Annotated in this window: 5 protein-coding genes; 1 reads left to right on the forward strand and 4 read right to left on the reverse strand. The window is 47.8% G+C overall.

Translation table 11 applies throughout. The features are described 5' to 3' along the window. Positions 1-199: 199 nt before the first annotated feature. Positions 200-9,523 carry a hypothetical protein gene (locus tag IAE48_RS08640; protein WP_200134097.1) on the forward strand — a complete coding sequence of 3,108 codons (9,324 nt, stop codon included), beginning with the start codon at positions 200-202 and terminating at the stop codon, positions 9,521-9,523. Here the strand turns inward: IAE48_RS08640 and IAE48_RS08645 are convergent. The 4 genes from IAE48_RS08645 to IAE48_RS08660 form a co-directional block, all read right to left on the reverse strand. Continuing rightward, entirely contained in the window at positions 9,512-9,910 is a 399-nt protein-coding gene (locus tag IAE48_RS08645; RefSeq protein ID WP_200134098.1) for a putative T6SS immunity periplasmic lipoprotein, read from the reverse strand. The two genes, IAE48_RS08640 and IAE48_RS08645, sit on opposite strands and share 12 nt — an antisense overlap. 2 nt (positions 9,911-9,912) lie before the next feature. Continuing rightward, positions 9,913-10,452 (reverse strand): type IV secretion protein Rhs, encoded by a 540-nt coding sequence (locus tag IAE48_RS08650; RefSeq protein WP_233631506.1) that lies wholly within the window; start codon positions 10,450-10,452, stop codon positions 9,913-9,915. A 157-nt stretch (positions 10,453-10,609) separates the two neighbouring features. Next, positions 10,610-10,987: a T6SS amidase immunity protein Tai4 family protein gene (locus IAE48_RS08655; protein ID WP_200134099.1), complete on the reverse strand. Its 378-nt coding sequence runs from the start codon at positions 10,985-10,987 to the stop codon at positions 10,610-10,612. Between the two features lie 47 nt (positions 10,988-11,034). Continuing rightward, positions 11,035-11,529, reverse strand: a complete 495-nt coding sequence (locus IAE48_RS08660; RefSeq protein WP_187801176.1) for a type VI secretion system amidase effector protein Tae4 — start codon at positions 11,527-11,529, stop codon at positions 11,035-11,037. Positions 11,530-11,551 lie beyond the last annotated feature (22 nt).

The following is an 11,551-nucleotide window of genomic DNA, read 5'->3' on the forward strand; positions in this document are numbered from 1 at the left end:
GTATCACCTGCAGCACGGGTTTTTACCGCGGCGTTATTTACCGCGTGAAACATCCGAAAAGGAACCATTTGCCTTGAAGCACCCCTCCCCTTTGCTAATTCTTAAAAATCACCTTCGCACTCCGTTCGTTCCGCCACCTTTTTGAGCAACCACCGCTTTCATCTTCCTGGCGCAAGATGCTGATTATCAGGGGCTTACCATGTCCGACTACGATATTCTTCCTAAAAGTATGCCCGACACCACAGGCGACATGGCCGATCGTTTTGATACCGCGCTGCCGGAGGCATCATTTAAAAATGATTACTCCCGGCTTGCCGCTGATATTTATGAGCTTTTTCTGGACGACTCAGACGATATTACTCTCCAGTCATCAGGCCGCCCGGCAAACAACGGCTCCCCGCCCGATGAAAATAAAAAACAGCAGCTGAGGGATGTTATTGAAGAGGCGTTAAATAAAAAACTGCCCCAGCTGATCGAATTCCACGCGAAGGGTTATAACGCGATCAGTCCGGACAGAAACGCGCTGCAGAACCTCCGGGAGATGCTGCAAAACGAGCGGCTGAATATTCCTGAAGCGCTGCGTAAACCCGCCCGGCGATTTGTCGACACCCTGAATGCCGTGCTCAGCTCAGAAGAGACGCTCTCCCCGGACCTGCTCCAGGCATCAGACGACGTTCTTCAGCATCTGCGCGCCGCGCTGGATGACCTCAGCGCCATCCGCAAAGTCAGCACGCTGAACTGGGAGGAAGAGGCTGAGCAGACGGCGCACGAAGCGCGCGGGCAGCTGGTCACCCGCGCGGCTGAGCAACTTTTCCCGCAGCAGGGCACAGAGCGCGAGAAAAGCCGGCAGAAACTCGACAGTATCCTGTTCTCACAAAGCAGTGCGCTCAGCGCAGAGTATAAAAAATTCAGCCTGTTAAAAGCCTCACTGGTCGCGGAAAGCCGCATGACCCGCCAGCGGCTGGCGGCCCATTTACAGACCCGGGCAGACACCTTAATTCAGGGCGCGCGGGAAGCACGCCGCGCCGCACTGGATGTGCTGCTCACGGAGTCCGGTACCGGGCAGATGCACCCGGAGCAGCTGATGCACTGGAGCCAGGGCTATCAGCAGTATGCCCGTTATCTGCGGGCGGTTGATGCCCGGCCGGACGCCGGTGCGCTGACAGGCAATCCGCTGATTGCCGCCGTGTATGCAACCGCCCGCGGCGGCGGCTCCGCGCGCGCCAGGCTTGCCGGGAGCATGGTGCCGCTGGCGGATGCACTGGGCTCGGTTGCCGTGCGTCTTTTACAGGAAAAACAGCGCACAGAGCCTGCGCCAGCTGCCCCCCGGCCTGCGCAGAGGGAAGAGTCCGGGTTAACGGGCAAAATTAAAAAAGTGGTCTGGGACAGGGGGCGCAAAAAAGGGCGTGCGGTCAGGGCAACCTCTGTCTGGCTGGCGAAAACCTCCGGCAGCAAAGTCAGCCGGGCAGCGTCAAAAACGAAACATACCCTGCAACGAGCCCCTGCCCTCAGCGAAGGCACCCGCCAGGCCATCAGCAACACCGCCCTGCTTCTGCTTGATGAGATTCAGCAGGCAGAGCGGCGGCTCAGGCTCCTGCCGGGTTATGCCTGGGTACGCCAGGAGGCGGTACAGCAGCAGCAAAACGTCAGCCGCGAAATCACCGACGCGCGCGAGTCACCCCTGCTGGATACGCTTGTTTCGCAACGGATTAATGAGGAGACAGCCCGCTGGCAGCTGATCGCAGACAATGCCGCCAGGCAGATGGAGGCCCTGCTCTCTCCCCTCACCCGCCTTGCGGAAACAACCTGGTTCAACGACTTTTACTTTGCCCTGAGTGATGAGCTGCGGGCACACCCGGTGCCGGGAAGCGCTGAGGCGATTTCACGCATGGATGAAACGGTGATCCGGGCCGCCGAGCAGCTGGCCGGTCTCGGGCGTCAGCTGAACGCCGCCGCCGTGCGGCTGAGCGGCCACGGGCATGAGGGCGGAAAAGCACTGCAGAAGAAGGCCGGTGAGTGGCTGATGACGCTGAAAACCCTGAAGCACCAGGTCAAAACGCAGGCCATTCAGCTCACCGGCCATGCGCCGGATAACTTCTCCCGCAGCGGCATGCTGGCGCGCGGCATCGCGGAGTGGGCGCAGACGCTGCGTCAGGATTATCTTGCGGGCCTGGCGGGCGATGAGCGCACCCGCGAAAATGAACGCTTCGATCAATTATTCACTGAACTGCTCAGTAAGCACCGCCAGCACTTTGCAGGGCCTGACGATCCGCAGGCAGAGGGCCTGCTGAAACGCGTCGCCATGGCGTTAAAGCATACAGCGGAAGGGACGACGGTCTACCCGCCGACGGCGGAGGAGATCCTGGCGGGCACCCGCAGTATCTCCGCGGATGTTCAGCACTGGGCAGAGAAAAAGATCCTCACCGGCGCGCTGTCAGCGGCAATGTCAGGCGGCCTGAAACTGCTGACCGGGCCGGTTTCCCTGCCCGTGCGCGTCGCCCTGCGCGGTGCGAGAACCGGCTGGACGCTGAACAAAAGCCTCAGGGCAATGAACCGCGTGCGGCTGGGGGAGGGGCCGCCGGACCACAGCGCGCGGGACCGGCTTATCCATCAGGAGTTGTCGAAGCTGGCCTTCCGGCTGACGCTCTCCTTATCCCCGGCGGGTGGTTATGGCGTGGCCGCCACCGTCGTCGGCAACCAGCTGATTAGGGGTAAAAAAACCTACGCCAGAGCGCTGACAAAAAAAGTAGTTGTCGACCTGCCGCAGGAAGCGCTGTGGTTCGGCCTCGCGAATGGCGGTTACGCCGGCGTTAACGCGGTGGTACGGGCCAGCGCGGAGCGTGCGATGCAGAAAGCCTGGGAGCAGGCGGCAAATGCGCGGCGCGAGAGAATTAACCGCATGCTGCTACAGTTCAGCATGGCGGATATTGAGGAAGAAGATGTTTCAGAGACAGAACAATCCATAGCTGAAACCGCAGACGATACTGCAGCTGAAGTCACCTCCGATGTAGTTATTGCAAGTAACGAGACGAATGAATCAACAACGTCGCAGAGCGAAACGCCTGCAGACGCTGGCACCGACCAGGCCAGAAACGATAAAAGAAAAGTGCCGTCATTATCCCGCAGCGGCCGGATAAAAAGATTCGCACCGGACAGTGGAACTCCCCGGACAGGCATCGCGCTGAATACCACGCCGGATAAGGCGGATAATAAAATTATCTCCTCTCATGTTTCCGGCAGTTTAAAAGGTCTCGTCGAGAACCTGGCTACCGGGCGCGGCTTCCTGAACTCCGGCCTCAAAAATGGACACGAGGGAGCAGTTTATAATGCGGACGGCAACTTTTATATTTGTATAAATAAACAATACTGGCCCATTGATTTCAAAGAGAATCAGAAAGCGGTCATCACTTTAAATCCCTATAAAAGAGAGAGCGAAATAAAAATAGAGGTTCATCTCAAAAATAATACGTGGTCAGCAGCCGAAAATGACAATACAAAAAATAATTATCCCGCCCTTCCTGTTAAGCCTGGAAATCCGCAAGAGGAAAGTGCCGAATCCACTACAAATTCAGAAAAAGAGGTTAGCAAAAATGCTGACTCTTCAGCAGGATTATCTAACAGCACAGCAACACCTGAACTTTATAAAGAGGTTAAAAGCTGGTCAACCCATAGTGCTTTTTATTATAACAACATGACTGGCGGTAAAGAGTCGCAGATTTACACAGACAGTAAAAATCATAAAAACTATATTTATCTTAACGGTATTTATTGGCCAGTCATTATCACAGGAAGTTCAACAGCGGCTATCACCTTGAATTTTGATGACCCTCGGCAGAAAAAAGTCATCAACATAAGGAAAATCAATCAACAATGGGGGATAGCACCGTCATTTAACACACAACCCCTGACTATGAAAAACGCAGGTAATTTTAGCATTGAAGATTACATCAAGGTTTTTTTTAGTGCTAATAACGCTGCTAAAGTTACATCCGAACAATTACAAAAATTAGATAACGGGTTATTCCTCGACAAATCCACGGGTCAGCATTATATACAGGTAAACGGATATTACTGGCATATCACATCTATTCTCCTTCGTGGTTCTGAAAAACTTAAAACCTGGAAAATACATGAAGCCGGCACGCGTGAGTATATTAACGTACATTATAATGAAACCACTGGCGTATGGATTCCCTTGCAAACAAAGGATAATGCGTATGATACAGACAACAGTATAACGCCTGCCACATTATCGACAGATTTAATTGGCGAGATGAAAAAATGGGATGTTGATTCGTCTGTGCGCCCTGCTGGCTCAGGACCAGGCGTAGAGGGCGTTGTATATCAAGATAAAACAGGCGAATATTATATCTATCTGCAAAATCGGTACTGGCATTTCAGCTGGATAACGCCAGATGCAGGAGGGGTAACCATCATTAGCGATGGTATTCGTAAGTTTTTCATTCTCCTCAAGGAGAACAGTCAATGGTACTATTTTGATGAAGAACTGATATCAGACGCATTCGATCTCGATACTCTTCTAAAAAGCATCGAGGATGCTAAGCTTGATAACGAAACGCAAGAAAAATTATATTCCATATTATGGCGAGATAATTTCACATCGCTGGATGACTTACTATATAACTTACAGAAAGCACTGGAGCAGGGATTTTATCGACTCTATGAAAAACCGGCTAGCGAAGCTCTCGTTAATATAATCTCCTTAAGTAATAAAGTATCAGAACTACAAAAATCCATTGCTTATTATAATCCTGATAAGGGTAGTAAAAAAGAAGAGTATAACTGGAATCAAAATCTACTCAATTTATATCGAGAAGAGTTCTCCAGCGATGCAGAAGAGAGTTCTTATTTATATGCCGCACGACAAGCTAAAGTTGCGGCTGATGAGGCCAGGAAAAAGATTACCCAACTCAGCACTGCGGCTATTGATCGACAGATTAAAGAACAATATGACGCCATCTCTGCCCGCATGAAAGATATATCTTACTGGCTTGATTTCCTTTTTGAGAGGCCATTATCAATTGATAAACCAATAGCCCAGGAGAATATAGACGCCCTTAAGCTAACAATTAATACGCACCAAACCAGAATCAAACAACTCAGTACCCTGAGGAAACAAACGCTCGATCGGAAAGCTGAATACCAAAAAGTCATAGACGACTATAACAAAAATTATCGTCTGGTAAATATCAGTATTGACTATGTGAAAAAAGCCCTTGCTGATAAGAAAAAACTAGCAGGATTTAATGATGATGTAAGCATAGCTGAAGAGTTACTAATTGATTTCACCTTACAGAAAATTGCCATAAGAAATTCCGCAACAGAGGCTTATACCCAAGTCGAACTCGATAAATTAAAAACATTGAACATTTCGCAAACGATGATAGCACAACTCATTGAGCGCCATACGCTGAGCCAGGAATTAATAGAACAAATCGAGCAGTCATCAATTCAGTGGCCGTCATTGAAAAATAGCTACCAGGATATAGAATGGAGCAATAAAGAAGCAGAGAGAATTTACCAGGAAAATTATCCAGAGGATGATGACTCTGAAGCTAATCACTTATTACCCCCTTTACTCTACTGGTTATTAAAAAACAACGGCAACTTTCGCACCCTAAAGTCGATGGATATAGATGATATTATTAATGTTTATTATTCCGATGCCTATTTATTGAACCCACTAAAGAAAATTAAGGAAATGCCAGAAGGGTATACCCCATTAGCACACATGTTAGGTAGCGAACACTTCAACTCTGATAGCGAGTATTATCAACAATTCGTCACCTACAAGGAAAAATACAGCAATTACGAGGCTAGCGAAAATACCAAAAACTTCCTCCTGTCATCCGATCTCTCTTTGAATGAGATCACATCTAAGGTAAAAAAACGCTTCTATTTTAACGTACTACAGTCAACTAATATTAATGATAAACATGACGGCGGAATGTTATTTATTGAACTGGAAGATGGCCGCTGGGTTTTCTTCTCTCTTTTCCCTGAATCTCTTTTTAGCCGGGTACTATCTCGTGAAGAGATGATGGGAAATATCTGGTTAAAAGCAATAGCTAACCTGACTCCGGAGAAAACACATTATCACGGGGTTGAGTCCGTTTTCCTCGAATCCTTCTTTCTTAAAAACTTTGAACCCAATAATAAAAACAAAAAGGCTGGCAAATACCACACTGTGGAAGCCAGAAAAAAGAAAGAGTACGAAGATTTAATCAAAAACATCTTATACAAGGATCGCGATGGTATCACCTATGACAATCCTTTTAAAGATCGCGCATATTATGGTTTGACCTATGATTTTTCACTTAACACTGAGCAACCACAAGAAACACTATTAGAAACCCTGAATAAAGCTTTTCATGATGTACTGAACCGCTCCGCCACAAATCGAAAAACGTCCTTATACCAGTCGTCACTATTTGAGAAAATCGCTAACATAGTCATTCCTTTTTATGCTGAGATACGTGGTTCAATAAATGACCCAGAGCACAAGGTTGATGCTACTTCAATTATTCTTGATGTCGTAAGCATTTGCTTTGTTGCTTCCCAGGCGGGAACTAAAACGGCTTCACTGCTTAAAAATGCAAAGGGGATGGGTAAAATAATTGGTGAAGGGAGAAAAATTGGGTTAGCAGGAAAGGGCTTGCAGAAATATGTAATTAAACAGATGGGCAAACAAGGCCTCATCAACGCATCGGGGCTCGCGAAAATCAGCGCCAATGCACTCATTGATCTTGTTTCACCTGTTACTTTAGGCGATTTATCAAAGATCTCTTTCACTAAAAAGAAACTTACCGCTGGCCTTAGCAATATCATTAACGCTGATTTCCATGGAGCAGTAAAGAGCAGAGGCATTCCTGATAAATACATAAACACAAGTATTTCGCTTGATGATTTGTCAAAGACTCATATACACGGCACTGACGTTTATACCAAACCAGCTGATAGTGTAATGAATGGGAATTATTTTATTAAATCTGATGGTAACCTTTACCAAATACGCTGGGATGATTATGCGCACACCTGGCGAACTGTTGACCCTAATAATCCAGGGCGTTTTAGTTATGGTGAACCGGTTATCTTAGAAGATGGCAACTGGGTAATAAATAAAAATTATGGTGGGTTACGTGGCGGTGAAATAAAGTACCCACTGGTTACTATGGGTGAGCAACCGATGAGAGAAGGATTAAAAGAGGAAAAAGTCTTTGAAAATATTATCAGTACTCCAGATGTTAATGCCGCAGCATATCTTGAAGAAATAAAAAAAACCGGCGGATTAAGTGGCGCAATATTATCCCCGTCTGAAAAATGTGAACTTGTTATTACAACCATGGCTACTTTTATGAAAAAAAAGGATTTTACAAACATCAGATGCCGGGGCATGGCTTTTTTTGTTAACGGCATGGATACTTCAGCAACCAATCATTTCGTGCTGATCGGTACAAAAAAAGGCAGAGATTACGCTTTTGATATTACTGCCGGACAGTTTAATGGACTCTATCCAGAGTTAAGCGGCCCAATCATTATGCCCGAGGAAATGTGGGCTCAAAAGTATGCCAATATTACGTCCGAAAGAAAGCTTATAAAATACGCTGATTATCCCCTGAACGAACTGCGTAAGGTAAAAATAGATTACGGGTCTTATAGTCCTTATCTCGTGCGCGGGCCCAATAGCCAACTGCCTAATGCATTGGTCCTCAAGCGACCTATCTGGTATTTTCCTAAAAAAAGTGTCGATGATGTTGCTGCCATCGCTAGCACCAATAAAAAAATGGCATTCGACACCATTGCGCAGGCCAATCCTGTACGCGAGGCGGCAAGGCGTAGCAGGCTAACAAGCCAGGCATCCGATATCAGTTGGGATTATGCGGTTACTCTTCTTGAGAATGCCGAACTTATAAGTAAAGGCCCGGCCATAACGTTACGTACCGGCATACGTCAGGCAACAAAATACCAGCGCGCTAGCGCCTCCTCCCCAGGCAATGTGGATGGTCTCTTTGCAAGTAGTCACGCCATCAATAGCCATGAGAATCTGCTTAACGTAAAACAGGGCGAAATATTGATGTTTATGGAGGTTGATCCTAATTTACCGGCCAAAGGACCGCGCCCGATCCATATTATGGTAAGCCTTGGTAATGGCCGCTTCGCCGGTGTGAAAAATAGCGTGCTTAACAGCAGTTTTGGCGATGGCAAACGAATATTAACCGCAGAACAGCTTGGCGAGTTTGTGAACGGGACATTCAGGCGCAGGGGAAATGCTCAGTTACCAGACTTGCAGCTTATCGCGGGCAGACCGAAAGGGCTGCAGCTTGACTCCCCTTCATTAAAATCTCTTGCAGAAGATGCCCCGTTATCGGCAGCGAACAGCAGCGATATCGCCACCACTACCACTGAATTTCTCAGCAAATCAGGGGAGCTGGCAGAAGAGCAGGCCAGGGCTTTGAAAGATCTATTAACGCCCCTGTTATCCACTACCACCACTGGCGTTGTTCATCAGCCCGTAACCAACTTATTAACGAATGCCGTCCTGATTAAGAAAAAACAGCTGGCAAACGTGCCCAAAGGTCAATTGATCATTTTTGATAAAACCTCTGATGTCTCATCGACAAGGCATGTCATGTACAGCCTGGGTAACGGTGAATTTTTTATGGTCAACCCCGGACATCTGGATGCGGGTCTGCCAATTGATAAAGCTATTGTCAAAGCAGAACAGTTCTCCGATGAGATTTTTAAAAACCGCAAAGTCTATGCCGGCAATATCTCACTGACTAATCTTCGCATGAAGTCACTGCTGGGACAGGACGCCAGTTTTGTTGTCAGCGGCAATCAATTAATCATTACGGCACATGGTGCTGCATCAAGCGTTAATGCAATGGATGCCTCTGAACTTGCAGAGGTGATTCGTGGCCTGGGGCTGCGTGAAACCTCCAGAGTGGACTGGTCAAAAATAAAAGAAATCAGGCTTAACTCCTGTTTTGGCGCATTTGGCTCGTTACCCACCGGCAAAGTTCTGGCGCATATCCTGAACAAAAAAGTGACGGCCTATCCTTTTTACTTCAGCGAGAGAATGCGTGATACCAGGCGCTTTTTTACCCGGGCCAGGACTTACCTCCCGGGTGACCTGCCAACCATCGAAGTAGGGAAAATGATAAAACAGCAAAGCCGCAACCACGATTTGTGGGTCAGGCTACTGCGACTACCGCGGAAAGGCCAGGCGAAGGGAGTGCATCTTGTCACCAGTCGTTTTGATAATACGCTCGAGGATGTTGCAAAACTGGCAAATGGCGACACAACGGTCGGGCAATTTATGAAAGATTACCCTGATTATAAAAGCGGGCTGTCCGTGACAGAGAATGAACTCAACACCCTCGTCGGAGAAACTATTCCTGATGATGAAACCTTTGCCATGCGTTGCTGGGATATTCTGATGGCCAGCACCTATACCGCGAATCTGGTGGATAAATATCTTGAAAGCCAGTCAGCGGATTGAGGTATCGCTCACTGAAAGATGCCCTGCGCTATCGATGGAGAGGGTAAATTGGGCAGTGATGAGGTAGGCATCACCTTTGACAGGTACAACGTTCCAGTAGTAAGCATATTTTTCCCCTGCCCTGAATGCAGTGCTAAACATGGGCAGGCAATCACCCGCAGCAATATAACGCGGCTTATCCGGGAAGAGTTCAAAACGCTTTCCTTCATCAGTACTGAAAATCTCAGCCGAGACCATCTTTTCGCCGGGTTTCATGATCGAGACTGCGCAAACTTCATGATTCATCAAAAATAGATTTGTCGGCACTTCTCGTGTCATTTTGTCAAGAAAACCGATGCAGCCAGATAGCATGCACACGCCCATCAATAGCAAACTTGCTCTCATCATCCTTACCCTCTGCCTGTAATGATTTTTCGATACAGCGTCGGGATATCACGAATATCATCTTTTCCGCAATATCGTCCTGGTTGATTATGTTTCTGAAATAGCTGCCAAACATTAATACCATGAATATGAAGCAACCAGTAATCCGCCAGAATAGAGGCCTGTTGCTCAAGGGAATAATCTGTAAGCTTTTCTCTGTCGAGTTGATAAAAATAATTTGCTGCCCAGCTAAAAGCTCCTCGGATGCGCACCCATTGACCATGCTGATGCTGCCACACGTGCCCTAACTCATGGATGAAGGTGTGTTTTTCTTGCAGGGTCGTAGAAGGCAAAGAAAAGTCATCTCTATAACGCTCTTTTCTGTACCAAATCTCCCCATTCGGCGCCATAACATAATCCGGATACTGCAGCCCAAACGGGAAGTAGCTGTCGCAGTGGATCCAGACGCGGCTATATACAATCGCATCGCCGTAAAATTGACGTGCCATGGCAATTTCACCGAGCGTCATCAGACGCAATGTTCCCTCTCTACGTCCTGTAGTCATCATTTATTCCCTCTCACAAATCACAGCGCAGGATTATCAACAAATCTCGTCACCGCTGCGCAGGGGGAATAAGCAGAAAACAAAAATTCAGATTATTTTTTATAAGGACGCGTTACAGGGGTAATTAAATTACCCCTTCGCGTTAATTGCCGGAATCTTATTTACCGCGCTTTGCTGAAGCATGATCCTGCGCCCAACTGCGCTCGGGATGCGGCACAAAATCTTTGACCTGTTTTGCAAGCTCTGCGCTGTGGTACATGTCGATGCATTTCATCAGATTGAGTTTTACATCGCTGCCCTGATGGGAGTAATACTCTCCTGCAAGATAGCGGTCGGCCAGTTCGCCCATCTTCCCGGCGCCCTTTTCGGCATCATACTCACTCCAGTTATCAAAACCGCCAGCGCTGGCTGATGCGTCTTTACCGGCAGCGGGTTCACTGGCGTACGCTTTCGCTACACAGAGCGCCAGTGCGGCATCTTTGTAATTCTGTGCATAGGTGCGGCTTGCGGCGTCAGGTTGCTGGGCTGCTGTCACAGCAGCGCTAAAGAATAAAATGGCAAATAAAACAGTAGATGATCCTTTCATGATAAGGCCCAAAAGTTAGCATGTTCTGTCTTGTAGTTGACGCCCGGCTCATTGAAATAACAATGATCATAGCATTGAAGACCATTCCACAATGTTGCATGCCCAGTTGCATCACCCCAACCTGATATTTCAAATAAAATTAATCCTTTCTTGCCGGCCAGATCCCCCCCTCCAGCAGGAGGATAACGAGTGATGATATCGGGTTTTCCCCAATTCTGACGCAAAAAATGGATAACATCGGCCACATAATGAAAATACCAGCGGCCATCTGCGCCCGAGACTGTTTTGTTGGCAATAAACGGTATCGTAGTTCCCGTTTGATTGAGGATGTAGCTTATACGCACAGCACATGTGTTTACCCAGGCTCCACGCGGCGCAATATTCATTGCAACTTTGCCACCAATAACCTGAGCAACTTTAGAGCCTGAGTCTGCGGGATCGTAAATCCGCATTGCTGCGGCCCATGCTGCTGAAAAAGTAGGTTTTGCCATTTCATCCTTTCCCTATATATGA

This window comes from Kosakonia sp. S57 (assembly GCF_016516575.1).
GTDB classification, from domain to species: Bacteria; Pseudomonadota; Gammaproteobacteria; order Enterobacterales; family Enterobacteriaceae; genus Kosakonia; species Kosakonia cowanii.

Excerpts from the sequence above, each read along its gene's own strand:
- IAE48_RS08640 (WP_200134097.1), top strand. The coding sequence starts at position 200 with ATGTCCGACTACGATATTCTTCCTAAAAGTATGCCCGACACCACAGGC.
- IAE48_RS08645 (WP_200134098.1), bottom strand. The coding sequence starts at position 9,910 with ATGATGAGAGCAAGTTTGCTATTGATGGGCGTGTGCATGCTATCTGGC.
- IAE48_RS08650 (WP_233631506.1), bottom strand. The coding sequence starts at position 10,452 with ATGACTACAGGACGTAGAGAGGGAACATTGCGTCTGATGACGCTCGGT.
- IAE48_RS08660 (WP_187801176.1), bottom strand. The coding sequence starts at position 11,529 with ATGGCAAAACCTACTTTTTCAGCAGCATGGGCCGCAGCAATGCGGATT.